This window comes from Colwellia psychrerythraea 34H, assembly GCF_000012325.1.
In the GTDB taxonomy this organism is placed as follows: Bacteria; Pseudomonadota; Gammaproteobacteria; order Enterobacterales; family Alteromonadaceae; genus Colwellia; species Colwellia psychrerythraea_A.
In genome coordinates this window covers 1,650,171-1,666,040 of sequence record NC_003910.7, presented here as the reverse complement: position 1 = coordinate 1,666,040, position 15,870 = coordinate 1,650,171, and the positions used below count along the sequence as shown (strand labels likewise).

The window sequence follows — 15,870 nt, the reverse complement described above, 5'->3', positions numbered from 1 at the left end:
GGAAATTCACATACATGTGAAATTTCTTTCATCCACATAATATGAATCAAGGAAGGTTAGTTAAAAGCTATTTAGCTTCTGTTAGCGTTTATTGGCTTAATATTTCTTTAAAATAAGCTCGGATTGTTTATTTATCATTTTTTTGTCGAAAAGTACTTGGCGTATTACCGAAAAACTTTTTAAAGGCTTTCTTAAAAGCACTGTCAGAAGCATAGCCAACTTCTTCAGATATTATGTTTAACGTTGATTCTGTTTCTTCAATTTTTTGTTTTGCCACTTCCATTCGACAAGTATGCAAATAACGCATGGGAGTTTCGCCAATATAATTATGGAAATGCTCGGAGAAGCGAGACCGAGACATACCGATTGCTTTAGCCAAGCTTTCAACCGTCCAGTTTTTGTCCGACTCTGTATGCATAAGTTGTAATGCTTCCGAAAGAGTTCTGTCACTTAACGCTGAGAAAATATTCTCTTCATTTCCATTAATATTTATATAAACACGCATTATTTGCACGAACAATAACTCGGTAACTCTATCAATCAAAATTTCTCTGCCGAGATTTTTCATTTTTGTTTCTTGCGTAATGAAAGAAAGTGCATTATCTAAAAACGAAAAATGGGTTCTATGTTCTTGTGTTAGATGTATTACATCAGGTAATGCATTTAAAAAATAACTAGGTGTCGAGTTATTAAAATTAAAATAACCACACAGGATATCAATATCTTGACTATGCCCGACTCCCTCAAAAGGGTTAATGCCATCAATCAAACCAGGAACTACCCCTGTAGCATTAACGCGCACTGAAGATGGGTCATCAAAAAGTTGGTGAGCTGTTCCATGAGGCAGAATAATAATATCTCCCCCTTGTAGCTGCTCTTTTTTATCACCTAGCTGCAAATAACATGCTCCACGGATAATTAGGTGGAAATAGGCTCGTTGGTTCTGGTCTAAATCCAGTCCCCATGGGGAAGCAAAGCAGGCATTAAAGTATACACTGCCTTGTAATCGAACACTTTTAAGAATGGAGCTAAGGGAATCCACATAACCTCCGTATTAATACAAAATAACATATTGTAAATACGATATGGCTTTTGACGTCACACAGTCACAATATCGATACGAAATAGCATTTTTTTGGTACACATAAGCACGGAGTATATTTGATTTTTAAGCAATACTTATATGGTAAGTTCCACTATCCAGGAGGATTACTATGAAACTTTCAGTAAAACAAACATTAAGTATATTAGCTTTTTCAGGAATAGCTATGATCAGTATTAATGCAAATGCAGATTTACCTGACCCAGGTGTTGTGTTAACAAAGGGCAATACGGCAATTGTTATTACAGATCCTCAGAACGATTTCTTGAGTCCAGACGGTGTTACTTGGGGATTAGTAGGCAAGAGTGTTACAGAAAATAATACCGTAGAGAATATTCATACATTATTTAAAATCGCGGATAAAAAAGGTATTCCAGTTTTCGTATCTCCACATTATTACTATCCTCAAGAGCATAAATGGGAGCATGGTGGCGCACTTGAAAAAGCAATGCACGGGATGGGAATGTTTGATCGTGTAGGTCAGTTAACAACAAAAGATTTTAAAGATTCTGGTGCTGATTGGCTTAAATTATACAAACCCTATATCAACAATGGTGAAACGGTCATAGCAAGCCCGCATAAAGTTTACGGTCCTGAGACCAATGACATGGTATTGCAATTGAGAAAGCGTGGGATAGACAAAATTATTCTGGCCGGAATGTCTGCCAATTTATGTACCGAAGCGCACATGCGTGAATTTATGGAGCAAGGGTTCGAGGTGCAAGTAGTTTCTGATGCTACAGCTGCTGCGCAGATGCCCGGTTTAGATGGGTATGCTGCGGCAATGACAAATGTTCGAATGATTGCCAACTCTGTACGTACAACGGCTCAGACCACCAAGCAATTAGAAAAAGAATATAAATAGTGGCGGACTTACTGCGTAAACCAGTGGGTAATGCATTATTTTATCTAATACACTTAAATTAATTGGGATAATTGTTATGAATATTAAATCAATCGCACTCAATGTACTACTCCTTACATTCGGCCTAACGTTGAATGTTAATGCACAAAATAATGGTGGAGGAAAGCATTTTGTGCTTAATCTCATTGGCACCGGTCATCAATATCAAAGCACAGTACCAGACATAGATGGCGATGGCGTAGATGATGATGCAATCTGTTTTGATGTTGCTTTAGTCAATATAAAGAACCAACAGATAATCGGCAGTGCAACGGATTGTCTGGCATCAATTACGCCAGGTGACACAGGTCTTGCGTTGGTAGGTACTTCCTATTTCAATTTACCTAGCGGAACTCTAATAACTCGTGGTAATACGACAGTTTCACCTGTGTTACACGATACAATCACACCAAAAGGACAAAAAATGACACACATTACTGGTGCTTCTGGTGAAGGTAATGCAATCATTGGGGGCACAGGCCGTTTTGAATATGCCACCGGTACAGCTCGATTGTCAGGCATGGTGGACATGACAAACTTTAGTGGAGTTGATGGAGACCCAATCAGTTTCGATTGTATCTTTGTTATTGACTTAGATTAGACTTTGCTTGAATTAACTCATCTATACCCAAGCCACATGAATATTCAGGTTACAGCTAGAATTATAAACGCCTTGAGACAAGGCATTGATTGAAGGCAATAGTTATTACTACTGTCGAAATCAATAACGTAGCATAAAGTGTTTATAAGACAGTCCTGCGGGGCATCTGAGAAACTCATGAGTACTAAAAATCGCATCGACAAGTGATTCGGATATCCAATTAGATGCAATAGATAAACCTCGTTACCATAGACAACGTGGTGGCGGGGTTTGGTTTCAATTAAACCTTTATTAGCCTGTTTAATGGACTAATAAAGGTTGTTTGAAATTTACCGATTTAGCCAAAAATAGCTCTCATCAACCCAATAACGTGTTCAACACTCTTACCAGCTTTAACTTGCTTAAGAATGGTATCACGCTTAGTTTGAATGTACTCAGGTACACCCTCTTCAGCTAAAGCTTGATCAACAACTTCTTCTGCTGTTAGCTTGATACGACCGCGACGGCCTGACTTGTAGCTACTTTCAACGCTATTCAACTTCTTATCACGAATACGTAAATAATTAGAGGTAAAAGCAAAGTCTTCATCAGCAAACATAAATAAGTCGACTAAAATTGCGCGAACTTTCCAAAGTTTTAACTCTCGTTCATCTTCAGGTGCATCTTGATGCCACCAAGCAAAAGTTCTTAAAGTGCCGATCATATCCTGCCAGTAATTTTCAAAATCAAAAGCATTAAACTTAGCAATCGAAAGACCTTGGCAAAATACATCTATTTTTGCATTGGTTAAGGCAATAAATTGATCTGGACGTTTCATTGCTAATAAACGAGTAGCTGCTGCCAGCGGTGCTTTTTCACCTGCTTCTTTATCAACAGTGTAATCATTAAATATTTTTTTGTAGCTATCAACAAATTGCTGATATTGCTTTGGTGTTACATCACCAGTATCGGGAATATGGCTTAAGGCTAGATCAAAACTTTCTGGCTGTTGTGCTAATAAAGTATGAAAAACTTTAGCGCCTTTGGTTGAAGCAAACCACTCTACATCAAAGTTATACTGTGTATGGCAATGCTGACTGGTATGTTTACCACTAAAGGCAAGACGCTCTACTTCAGTCATTTCTTTTAAAGGTTTAACTTTTATTCTTTCGATATAATCGAGTAACGCTAATCTTTCTTCCAATGCATGTAACGTTGCTTGTTGTTCAACAAAAAGTGTAAATATTGGCCAAGGAGCGATACGTGCCATTTTAAATTGACTAACACTTGCACCAAGCACAAGTACTTGTTCTAGCTTTTTTAAACTAGGTAGCTGATGCTCTTCTAGCAGCGCCATATTAATTCGATTACGACAGACATCGATTAACTCTTTACACCAACCCAGAAAATCTTCAGGTCTATTTTCCACTTTAACCGCAATAAGGTTTAAGCTTATTTCAGTAATGTATTTTAAAGAATTTTGGTATGAAGCATTTTCGGCATCACTTAGTGCCATTTTTACAGGGGAAGATAACAACTTTCTCATTAGAGAATAAAACTCCAGAATTACATCAGTACAAATAGACGATTGCAGATAGGCGATTAGCAGTAAAATCGCAGTGAAAATTAGATATTCAGAAAAGCAAAAAGCCCGACTCTTTCGAATCGGGCTTCTTTAAATAGAAGTTTAGCAATGTCCTACTCTCACATGGGAACTCCCACACTACCATCGGCGCAACTGCGTTTCACTTCTGAGTTCGGAAAGGGATCAGGTGGGACCACAGCGCTATTGTCGCTAAACAAAAAAGGTACAATCTTAGAAAGCTTTGCTCAATGAGCTATAAATATCGTTTTTAGTTTCAAGTAACACGTAAGTACGTGATTTTACATTTTATGTATTTGTCAGTCTTCACACAATTCACTTCAATAGTCAAAAAACTACTTGGGTGTTGTATGGTTAAGCCTCACGGGTAATTAGTATCAGTTAGCTCAATGCCTCGCAGCACTTACACACCTGACCTATCAACGTTGTAGTCTCCAACGACCCTTTAGGGGACTTAAAGTCCCAGTGAGAACTCATCTCAAAGCCTGCTTCCCGCTTAGATGCTTTCAGCGGTTATCAGTTCCGAACGTAGCTACCGGGCAATGCCATTGGCATGACAACCCGAACACCAGTGGTTCGTCCACTCCGGTCCTCTCGTACTAGGAGCAGCCCTCTTCAATTCTCAAACGCCCACGGCAGATAGGGACCGAACTGTCTCACGACGTTCTAAACCCAGCTCGCGTACCACTTTAAATGGCGAACAGCCATACCCTTGGGACCGACTTCAGCCCCAGGATGTGATGAGCCGACATCGAGGTGCCAAACACCGCCGTCGATATGAACTCTTGGGCGGTATCAGCCTGTTATCCCCGGAGTACCTTTTATCCGTTGAGCGATGGCCCTTCCATACAGAACCACCGGATCACTATGACCTACTTTCGTACCTGCTCGACGTGTCTGTCTCGCAGTTAAGCTGGCTTATGCCATTGCACTAACCGTACGATGTCCGACCGTACTTAGCCAACCTTCGTGCTCCTCCGTTACTCTTTGGGAGGAGACCGCCCCAGTCAAACTACCCACCAGACAGTGTCCCCAAGCCCGATAAGGGCCCTAGGTTAGAACATCACGCATACAAGGGTGGTATTTCAAGATTGGCTCCACCACATCTAGCGACATGGTTTCAAAGCCTCCCACCTATCCTACACATGTAGGAGCAATGTTCACTGTCAAGCTATAGTAAAGGTTCACGGGGTCTTTCCGTCTAGCCGCGGGTATACGGCATCTTAACCGCAAATTCAATTTCACTGAGTCTCGGGTGGAGACAGTGTGGCCATGATTACGCCATTCGTGCAGGTCGGAACTTACCCGACAAGGAATTTCGCTACCTTAGGACCGTTATAGTTACGGCCGCCGTTTACCGGGGCTTCGATCATCAGCTTCGTCCGAGGACTAACCGAATCAATTAACCTTCCGGCACCGGGCAGGCGTCACACCGTATACGTCATCTTTCGATTTTGCACAGTGCTGTGTTTTTAATAAACAGTTCCAGCCACCTGGTTACTTCGACTACTCTTCGCTTACACCGCAAGGGTTTAACGTTGAGCAGCGTACCTTCTCCCGAAGTTACGGTACTATTTTGCCTAGTTCCTTCACCCGAGTTCTCTCAAGCGCCTTAGTATTCTCTACCTAACCACCTGTGTCGGTTTGGGGTACGGTTCCTATATATCTGAAGCTTAGAAGCTTTTCCTGGAAGCATGGCATCAACAACTTCAACTCCGTAGAGTCTCGTCTCGTATCTCAGTGTTAATGAAGACCCGGATTTACCTAAGTCAACCACCTACATACTTTCACACGGACTACCAACGCCGTGCTTGTTTAGCCTACTCCGTCCCTCCTTCGCAATATATAGAAGTACAGAAATATTAATCTGTTTCCCATCGACTACGCGTTTCCGCCTCGCCTTAGGGGCCGACTTACCCTGCCCTGATTAACATGGGACAGGAAACCTTGGTCTTTCGGCGGGGGAGTTTTTCACTCCCCTTATCGTTACTCATGTCAGCATTCGCACTTCTGATACCTCCAGCAAACTTCTCAATTCACCTTCAACGGCTTACAGAACGCTCCCCTACCACTTGAACCTAAGTTCAAATCCGCAGCTTCGGTGACTAGTTTAGCCCCGTTACATCTTCCGCGCAGACCGACTCGACTAGTGAGCTATTACGCTTTCTTTAAAGGATGGCTGCTTCTAAGCCAACCTCCTAGCTGTCTATGCCTTTCCACATCGTTTCCCACTTAACTAGTACTTTGGGACCTTAGCTGGCGGTCTGGGTTGTTTCCCTCTTCACAACGGACGTTAGCACCCGCAGTGTGTCTCCCGCATATCACTCATTGGTATTCGGAGTTTGCAAAGGGTTGGTAAGTCGGGATGACCCCCTAGCCTTAACAGTGCTCTACCCCCAATGGTGTTCGTGCGAGGCTCTACCTAAATAGATTTCGGGGAGAACCAGCTATCTCCCGGCTTGATTAGCCTTTCACTCCGACCCACAAGTCATCACCGCATTTTTCAACATACGTGTGTTCGGTCCTCCAGTTGATGTTACTCAACCTTCAACCTGCCCATGGGTAGATCGCCGGGTTTCGGGTCTATACCCTGCAACTAAACGCGCAGTTAACACTCGCTTTCGCTACGGCTCCCCTAATCGGTTAACCTTGCTACAGAATATAAGTCGCTGACCCATTATACAAAAGGTACGCAGTCACCCGACTAAATCGGGCTCCCACTGCTTGTACGTATGCGGTTTCAGGTTCTATTTCACTCCCCTCACAGGGGTTCTTTTCGCCTTTCCCTCACGGTACTGGTTCACTATCGGTCAGTTAGTAGTATTTAGCCTTGGAGGATGGTCCCCCCATATTCAGACAAAGTTTCACGTGCTCCGTCCTACTCGATTTCACTTAAAGGTTGCTTTTGTATACGGGACTATCACCCTGTATCGTTGTCCTTTCCAGAACATTCTACTAGCACCCTATAAGCTTAAGGGCTGATTCGCGTTCGCTCGCCGCTACTAACGAAATCTCGGTTGATTTCTTTTCCTCGGGGTACTTAGATGTTTCAGTTCTCCCGGTTCGCTTCGTTACGCTATGTATTCACGTAACGATACCTAGCTTATGCTAAGTGGGTTTCCCCATTCGGACATCTTTGGCTATAACGGTTTTTATCACCTCACCAAAGCTTTTCGCAGATTAACACGTCCTTCATCGCCTCTAACTGCCAAGGCATCCACCACATACGCTTAGTCACTTAACCATACAACCCTAAGTAGTCTCATCCGAAGATTTGAAAACGAAGTACACCTCGGAGACTAATCCAAGGCAATTGTAAAGTCTGACATTTTCACGTACTCAATAAATCCTAAGATTTAAGATGAGTTACTTGATAAGAGCTCACAACACACGCTACGAATAGCCTATGTCATTAACAATTCGATAATACATCCTTGGGGGGATGCACTATCACCATTATCACATTCACGATAAGAGAATATGATAACAGCTTGGTATTTATAACGTTACAAACAACAGCGCGACACCGTGTTTACCTTATAAATACCGATATTTATATCAGCTTTCCAGATTGTTAAAGAATTCATTCTTAACACGCATTCGGTTAAAAAAGTGGTTTAAAAAACCAAACTTAAAATGTTCATCGGAACAACTTAAGTTTGGTCTCTTTCTTTATAGAAGAATCTACCAATTACTTTAGTTAAGTAAATTGGTAGGTCTGGGCAGACTTGAACTGCCGACCTCACCCTTATCAGGGGTGCGCTCTAACCAGCTGAGCTACAGACCTATCGTTTCTTCTAATTTGTTATCATGTAATTTGTGTGAACACTCGTGAAATACAATCCGAAAACTGATTTCCATTAAGCAATTTTACTTCAAGATAAGGAGGTGATCCAACCCCAGGTTCCCCTAGGGTTACCTTGTTACGACTTCACCCCAGTCATGAAACACAAAGTGGTGACCGTCCTCCCCGAAGGGTTAAACTAGCCACTTCTTTTGCATCCCACTCCCATGGTGTGACGGGCGGTGTGTACAAGGCCCGGGAACGTATTCACCGTAGCATTCTGATCTACGATTACTAGCGATTCCGACTTCATGGAGTCGAGTTGCAGACTCCAATCCGGACTACGACAAGCTTTGTGGGATTCGCTCCACCTCGCGGTATTGCTGCCCTCTGTACCTGCCATTGTAGCACGTGTGTAGCCCATCCCGTAAGGGCCATGATGACTTGACGTCGTCCCCACCTTCCTCCGGTTTATCACCGGCAGTCTCCTTAGAGTTCCCGCCATAACGCGCTGGCAAATAAGGATAGGGGTTGCGCTCGTTGCGGGACTTAACCCAACATTTCACAACACGAGCTGACGACAGCCATGCAGCACCTGTCACAGAGTTCCCGAAGGCACAAGTCTATCTCTAGTCTCTTCTCTGGATGTCAAGGGATGGTAAGGTTCTTCGCGTTGCATCGAATTAAACCACATGCTCCACCGCTTGTGCGGGCCCCCGTCAATTCATTTGAGTTTTAACCTTGCGGCCGTACTCCCCAGGCGGTCAACTTAGTGCGTTAGCTGCGCCACTCACGGATCAAGTCCACAAACGGCTAGTTGACATCGTTTACGGCGTGGACTACCAGGGTATCTAATCCTGTTCGCTCCCCACGCTTTCGTTCCTCAGCGTCAGTATCTGTCCAGGTGGCCGCCTTCGCCACTGATGTTCCTTCCAATCTCTACGCATTTCACCGCTACACTGGAAATTCCACCACCCTCTACAGTACTCTAGTCTACCAGTTCAAAATGCAGTTCCAAGGTTGAGCCCTGGGCTTTCACATCTTGCTTAATAGACCGCCTACGAACGCTTTACGCCCAGTAATTCCGATTAACGCTTGCACCCCTCGTATTACCGCGGCTGCTGGCACGAAGTTAGCCGGTGCTTCTTCTGTTGTTAACGTCACAGAATGCAGCTATTAACTACACTCCTTTCCTCACAACTGAAAGTGCTTTACAACCCGAAGGCCTTCTTCACACACGCGGCATGGCTGCATCAGGCTTTCGCCCATTGTGCAATATTCCCCACTGCTGCCTCCCGTAGGAGTCTGGGCCGTGTCTCAGTCCCAGTGTGGCTGATCATCCTCTCAAACCAGCTAGAGATCGTCGCCTTGGTGAGCCATTACCTCACCAACTAGCTAATCTCACTTGGGCTAATCAAATGGCGAGAGGTCCGAAGATCCCCCCCTTTGGTCCGTAGACGTTATGCGGTATTAGCAGTCGTTTCCAACTGTTGTCCCCCACCATAAGGCATATTCCCAAGCATTACTCACCCGTCCGCCGCTCGTCAGCAGATAGCAAGCTATCTCTGTTACCGCTCGACTTGCATGTGTTAAGCCTGCCGCCAGCGTTCAATCTGAGCCATGATCAAACTCTTCAATTAAAAATCGTTTGTGATGTATCCGAAGATAACATCTGCTCAATGAATTCTGTCGTGATACCAACTCCCTCTAAAGGAAACTGATATCGCATTACATAGTCGCTACCTATCTAACTAAAGATAAATAACTATATTTATTTGCATGAACAGCATTCATTAAGCGTTTTTTGTTCCTACCTAGTAAAAGATAGAGAACTATGTAAAACAACATAATGTGAGTGCTCACACAAATTGCATGATAACTAATTGTTAAAGAAGAACTTCTCAAGGTAAATTAAGAAGTAGATGAGAGTCGCATTCGCTCTTCACCTTAGCTACATTAAGTAGCGTTGTTCGTTGCTATTGCCCCGAACTGGATGCGTATAATACGCTTCCAAGTTTTGATGTCAACGTTTAATTTAATTTAATTTGAAAACTTATTTTCTAATTAAAAACTTCACGTTAAGTTAACTAATCGACCTTAATAAGGTAATAGGTAACTTATCAAAACGTCCTCTTGGTTAAGGTTTTTGCCTGAACCCCTTGGAACTGGAGCGCATTGTAGAGAGTTTTTAGTTTTGATCAAGTGTTTTTTCACGCAATTATCAACTTTTCGTTCGATCGATTAATTATCAAACAAAAGTATTCCCTAATGAGTCAAATCGGTCAATAAAAGCGCGTAGAAACACATTGTCTGCCTAAAATAAACGCTACATACAAAGGCCACCATCTATTTCTATGACGCGCCCAGTGAAGAATTCATTTTCGAAGATGTATTTTGCTGTGTGGGCAATTTCTTCTGCTTCACCTAAACGCCCAACGGGTTTCATTTTCTCTAACCTGTCTTTCATCTCAGGTTTCATTGCATCTGTCATTGCAGTTCGTATGACTCCTGGTGCAATAGCGCCAACACGAATACCATGTCGACCAAGCTCTCTTGCCCATGTTGTTGTCATTGCTACAACACCCGCTTTTGCAGCAGCATAATTGGTTTGACCTATATTGCCACCACGGGCAATTGAGGACATATTGATAATGACACCTGATTTACCACCTTCAATCATATGAACAGCTGCTTCTCTACCACATAAAAAAACACCTGTTAAATTGACATCAATGACAGATTGAAAGCTTTCTAACGACATTTTCTTACTGACAACACCATCTTTGGCTTTAACAAACATACCATCTCGTAATATTCCGGCATTATTCACTAAGCCATCAATACCGTTAAAGTCTTTATTAATTTGTTGGAACGTTTCTTCAACTTCAATCTCTTTGCTTACATTCGCAAGGTAATACGCTACTTTTATTCCTTCAACGCCAGCTAATTCAATTTGCTTTACGCTTTCTTGAAGTTGCTTTTCATTTAAATCGATCAGTGCGATATTCGCACCCGATTGTGCAAAGCTGGTGGCCATAGTTAAACCTAGGCCTTGACCACCACCGGTGATGACGATTGTTTTATCTTGTAATTTCATTATTATCTACTTTCTGTTTGTTAAATATATTTATGATTCTGTAGGAGTCTTCCTACCTTACACTTTGTTAGATACATTGTTAAAGAAGATTAGTAACTGTAGAAGTTTTCACTGCTGGTATTAAACCTTTAGCTATAAGCAAGCCTTGGCTTTAATTCGAGTAATATAACTCAAGATAATTACGTCAACTTAGCCAGCGGATGTTCTGATTCTGACCACGTAGATTCAAAAAACCAATTAAGTACCTTAGCATCAATTAACTCCACCGATGAATAACGCCATTTAGGGCTATTATCTTTATCGATTAATAAGGCTCTGACTCCCTCTAGGAACTCACCGAAATGACCACATTTCACGGCTAAATTTAGTTCCATACGAAAACAATCAGCCAATGACATGCCCTTCCCTTTGGCTAATTGTGAATAAGCTAGCTGTGCACTTAAGGCGCTTCCATTTCTTAATGATTTTTGTGCGCGGCTAAGCCACTTATCTTCAGTCTCAACACCTAAAATTTCTGCTAAAACCTCTGTTAACTCTTGTTTTTCAACAAACGTACTTATTAACGGTTGATGCTCTTTTAAAGGTGACATTGGTAACTTACTTGCCGAGCTTCGTTCAAACTCTTGTAACAGTTGTGAGGTTTTGTCATGATTTAATGGGATTGTCTCTCCCCAATTAATCATTTTAAGTTGGATTAGCAGATCATCTTTGTGTTGTTGCTCAACGAAATAATCGGCAATTCGACAATATTTGGCATCTGCAGCGTTGATAGATGCTCCTGTTAACGCTAAGAACAAACCACAACCGGAAGGCATTTTATTTAAAAAGTAACTAGCACCCACATCAGGGAATAAACCAATACTGATTTCTGGCATCGCTATACGTGAACTTTCAGTTACCACTCGATGACTTCCAGCAACAAGCATGCCTAGCCCACCACCCATGACAATACCGCTACCCCAAACAATAAAAGGTTTGCTAAAGGTGTGAATTAAAAAATCTAATTGGTATTCTTGAGTAAAATAATCTTCAATTTCTGGTGCAAATTTATTGCCTGCATTTAAATTATCAACTGAATTTCCATTACTGCTATTACTTTTCATAGTACTGTTTTTCATAGCGCTATATAGATGTACGATATCTCCGCCGGCACAAAATGCTTTCTCGCCTTCGCCTTGCAAGAATACTGCAGCGATATTTTGTTGCTGCTGCCATGTAATCAACTGTGGATAAAGCAGCGCTACCATATCGCCACTTAAGGCATTCAGTGATTTAGGAGAATTAAGGGTGATTAAGCCAACCTTTTTACCGTTGTCACAATCAAGCTCTTGAAAAATAACTACATCTGTCATGATTTTTCCTTTATTAATCCTGTTTGATTTTAAATGTCTAATGACTTATTTAGCCAAACAGGTTTACGCTTATTTAGAAAAGCGGTTACGTATTCTCATTTGTCTTCAGGGTTAAATAACTCAATAAAACCCCGAAGTGCGCTCACCACATAAGAGCATGCGCTTAGTTCACGCTTTATGATGCTATTAAAAGAAAAAAGTACTCAATGATGATAATCAATGAGTACTTTTAATAGTTAAATTGAGCTATTGTGCAATCAAATGTGTAATTACAACATTTCTAATGCGATTGCTGTCGCTTCACCGCCACCAATACAAAGAGAAGCAACACCTTTTGACAAACCTTTATTCTTCAATGCATGAATAAGGGTTACCATAATACGCGCTCCACTTGCGCCTAATGGGTGACCTAAGGCACAAGCACCACCATTAACATTAACTTTATTGATATCTAAATCCATTTCTTTAACAGCAAGCATAGTGACCATAGCAAATGCTTCATTGATTTCGAATAAATCAACATCTCTTGCAGTCCAACCTGCTTTATCTAGTAATTTATTCATAGCGCCTACTGGTGCTGCGGTAAATTCTGCCGGTGCTTGTGCATGTGTAGCATGAGCTACAATTTTACAAAGTGGTGTTAAACCACGTTTTTCAGCTTCTGATAATTTCATCATCACAAGCGCTGCTGCGCCATCTGAAATTGAACTTGAATTAGCTGCGGTGATGGTGCCGTCTTTTTTAAATGCTGCGCGTAATGATGGGATCTTATCTGGACGAGCATTTCCTGGCTGTTCATCGGTATCAATAATCGTTTCTTTACGTCGATTAACTACCGTAACGGCTGCAATTTCATTTTTAAAAGCGCCCGAATCAATCGCTTGGTTTGCACGACTCAATGAACGAATCGCGAAATCATCCATCGCTTCACGAGTAAAGCTAGATTCATCGGCAGTATCTTGGGCAAAACACCCCATAGAAATTCCGTCATAGGCATTTTCTAAACCGTCTTGCATCATATGATCTATAACTTGACCATGGCCCATGCGTAAACCTGTTCTTACTTTCGGCAAAATATATGGCGCATTACTCATGCTTTCCATACCACCAGCAACGGCAACATCGATAGATCCTGCAAGTAATGAGTCATGCGCCTGCATAGCCGCTTTCATTCCTGAGCCACATACTTTATTGATTGTGGTACACACAGTAGATAAAGATAATTCAGCAGCAATTGCTGCTTGTCTTGCTGGCGCTTGCTTTAAACCTGCAGGTAAGACACAGCCCATAATGAGTTCATCAACTTGATCATTGGCTAAATTTGCTCGAGTAATAGCGGCTTTTATTGCGGTAGCACCTAAATCTGGCGTAGTTACCGGCGACAAACAACCACCAAAACCACCCATAGGCGTTCTTACAGCGGAAACAATAACAATAGGATCTGATAATGACATTGAACTCTCCAGTTTCTAAATGATGATAAATATAAATAAATTCGAAAAAATTGATAGCTTAGCCTAACCTAACATTTAAGTTTACGTCAACGGAACTTTAGTCTTAGGTTTGGCTAACGTAGATTAGATTGCATAAGACTTGTTGATAGTAAGGAAAATTATATATTCTTTTAACCAAATAAATATAGTTGTAAAACTCTCCTTAAAACTTACCCTTTACGTTAACGTAAACTTAATATAAGATAAATCAATAAATAGTTTTCAAGATTAGATACACGAGTAGATAAATGACCCAAAAAATTAGCCAAGCAAAATACTCTATCAGTGACTTATCAAAAGAATTTGATATCACCACTCGCAGCATCCGTTTTTATGAAGATCAAGGGCTAATCTTTCCGGCACGTAAAGGACAAACAAGAGTTTACAATCAAAGGGATAAGGTTCGTCTGAAGTTAATTCTACGTGGTAAACGACTAGGATTTTCATTAGCAGAAACAGGTCGTTTGTTTGAGCTTTATGATGTTGATAAAACCAGTGCCACCCAATTGAATACCATTATGACTTTAATCAGTGATAAGAAAAAAGATTTAAAACAACAACTTGAAGATATCAACGCGATATTAATTGAACTAGATGACTTAGAGGATAATTGTAAAACTACCCTCAAAGCACTTGAAAACGGTTAATAGCACCGTAAAGATTTATTAATAATATAAGTATAACTAAACCCATTTAATCGTTCTAACTCACCACTGCTAAGCGGGACTGAGTTTCACAAAAAGGATAAAGCATGATTTCAAAATACAGCTCACTTAACTATAACTTAGGCGAAACCGTGGATATGATCCGCGAGACTGTAAACGCTTTTGCCCGTGATGAAATTGCTCCACGCGCTGAACAAATTGATATTGATAATGAATTCCCAGCTGATTTATGGAAAAAATTTGGTGATATGGGTCTTTTAGGTATGACCGTTGAAGAAGAATATGGCGGTTCAGGTTTAGGCTATTTAGAACATATCGTTGCTATGCAAGAGATCAGCAGAGCTTCGGCATCTGTGGGTTTGAGTTATGGCGCGATGTCAAACTTATGTTTAAACCAGTTACGTAAAAATGGCTCTCATGAGCAAAAACTAAAATACTTACCAAAGCTTTGTACTGGTGAACATGTTGGTGCACTAGCAATGAGTGAGCCAAATGCCGGTTCAGATGTTGTAAGCATGAAGCTTCGCGCTGATAAAAAAGGTGATAAGTACATTCTTAATGGTAATAAAATGTGGATAACCAATGGTCCAGATGCTGATGTTTTTGTCATTTATGCCAAAACAGATACCAGTGCAGGTTCAAAAGGTATTACCGCCTTTATTGTTGAACGTGATTACCCTGGATTTTCTCGCCATCAGAAATTAGACAAGTTAGGTATGCGTGGTTCAAATACCTGTGAGTTAGTTTTTCAGGATTGTGAAGTACCAGCAGAAAACATTTTAGGTGCTGAAGGAAAAGGCGTCCGTGTCTTAATGTCAGGACTAGATTACGAGCGTGTTGTTTTATCTGGTGGTTCTTTAGGCATCATGGATGCTTGTATGGATTTAGTCGTACCTTATATTCATGACAGAAAACAATTTGGCCAATCTATTGGTGAGTTTCAATTAGTACAAGGCAAAGTAGCCGATATGTACACTCAAATGAATGCAGCTAAATCTTATGCCTACATGGTTGCTCAAGCGTGTGACCGTGGTGAAACTACTCGAAAAGATTCAGCCGCTGTTATTCTTTATGCCGCTGAATTAGCGACTAAAATGGCACTTGATACCATTCAGTTACTTGGTGGTAATGGTTATATCAATGAATTCCCAGCAGGTCGTTTACTCCGTGACGCCAAATTGTATGAAATTGGTGCTGGAACCTCAGAGATTCGTCGCATGCTGATAGGTCGTGAATTATTCAACGAATCTAACTAGTCATTCATCTGGTTGCTGTACCGCCTAATTAATT

At 41.4% G+C, this 15,870-nt stretch carries 9 protein-coding genes, 1 tRNA gene and 3 rRNA genes; 4 read left to right on the top strand and 9 right to left on the bottom strand.

Translation table 11 applies throughout. From position 1 onward, the window contains the following. Positions 1-127: 127 nt before the first annotated feature. Entirely contained in the window at positions 128-1,042 is a 915-nt protein-coding gene (locus CPS_RS07185; RefSeq protein WP_011042449.1) for an AraC family transcriptional regulator, read from the bottom strand. Between the two features lie 172 nt (positions 1,043-1,214). Between CPS_RS07185 and CPS_RS07180 the strand changes: the two genes are divergently transcribed. Then, positions 1,215-1,967, top strand: a complete 753-nt coding sequence (locus CPS_RS07180) for a cysteine hydrolase (RefSeq protein WP_011042448.1) — start codon at positions 1,215-1,217, stop codon at positions 1,965-1,967. A gap of 76 nt (positions 1,968-2,043) precedes the next feature. Beyond that, positions 2,044-2,607: a hypothetical protein gene (locus CPS_RS07175; RefSeq protein WP_011042447.1), complete on the top strand. Its 564-nt coding sequence runs from the start codon at positions 2,044-2,046 to the stop codon at positions 2,605-2,607. Positions 2,608-2,944: 337 nt separating this feature from the next. On the opposite strand, the gene CPS_RS07170 is transcribed toward CPS_RS07175, so the two are convergent. From CPS_RS07170 to CPS_RS07135, 8 genes are all read right to left on the bottom strand, one after another. Beyond that, a complete protein-coding gene (locus CPS_RS07170; protein ID WP_041736779.1) occupies positions 2,945-4,132 on the bottom strand; it encodes a hypothetical protein in 1,188 nt (395 codons plus the stop codon). A 139-nt stretch (positions 4,133-4,271) separates the two neighbouring features. Continuing rightward, positions 4,272-4,386: ribosomal RNA gene (rrf, locus tag CPS_RS07165) — 5S ribosomal RNA — on the bottom strand. Between the two features lie 153 nt (positions 4,387-4,539). Next, a 23S ribosomal RNA gene (locus tag CPS_RS07160) occupies positions 4,540-7,433 on the bottom strand. 466 nt (positions 7,434-7,899) lie between these two features. Then, a tRNA-Ile gene (locus tag CPS_RS07155) sits at positions 7,900-7,976 on the bottom strand. A 94-nt stretch (positions 7,977-8,070) separates the two neighbouring features. Next, positions 8,071-9,613 (bottom strand): 16S ribosomal RNA (locus CPS_RS07150). The 16S, 23S and 5S rRNA genes sit together here with 1 tRNA gene alongside, the layout of an rRNA operon. A 686-nt stretch (positions 9,614-10,299) precedes the next feature. Continuing rightward, a complete protein-coding gene (locus CPS_RS07145; RefSeq protein WP_011042444.1) occupies positions 10,300-11,070 on the bottom strand; it encodes an SDR family oxidoreductase in 771 nt (256 codons plus the stop codon). 179 nt (positions 11,071-11,249) lie between these two features. Beyond that, positions 11,250-12,422: an enoyl-CoA hydratase/isomerase family protein gene (locus CPS_RS07140; RefSeq protein WP_011042443.1), complete on the bottom strand. Its 1,173-nt coding sequence runs from the start codon at positions 12,420-12,422 to the stop codon at positions 11,250-11,252. Between the two features lie 269 nt (positions 12,423-12,691). Next, on the bottom strand, positions 12,692-13,876 hold the full coding sequence (locus CPS_RS07135) for an acetyl-CoA C-acyltransferase (RefSeq protein WP_011042441.1): 1,185 nt from the start codon (positions 13,874-13,876) through the stop codon (positions 12,692-12,694). Positions 13,877-14,163: 287 nt separating this feature from the next. On the opposite strand from CPS_RS07135, the gene CPS_RS07130 reads away from it, so the two are divergent. Together CPS_RS07130 and CPS_RS07125 are read left to right on the top strand one after the other, a co-directional pair. Further along, positions 14,164-14,562, top strand: coding sequence for a MerR family transcriptional regulator (locus tag CPS_RS07130; protein ID WP_011042440.1), 399 nt, complete (start codon positions 14,164-14,166; stop codon positions 14,560-14,562). Positions 14,563-14,666: 104 nt separating this feature from the next. Beyond that, positions 14,667-15,836: an isovaleryl-CoA dehydrogenase gene (locus tag CPS_RS07125; protein ID WP_011042439.1), complete on the top strand. Its 1,170-nt coding sequence runs from the start codon at positions 14,667-14,669 to the stop codon at positions 15,834-15,836. Positions 15,837-15,870 lie beyond the last annotated feature (34 nt).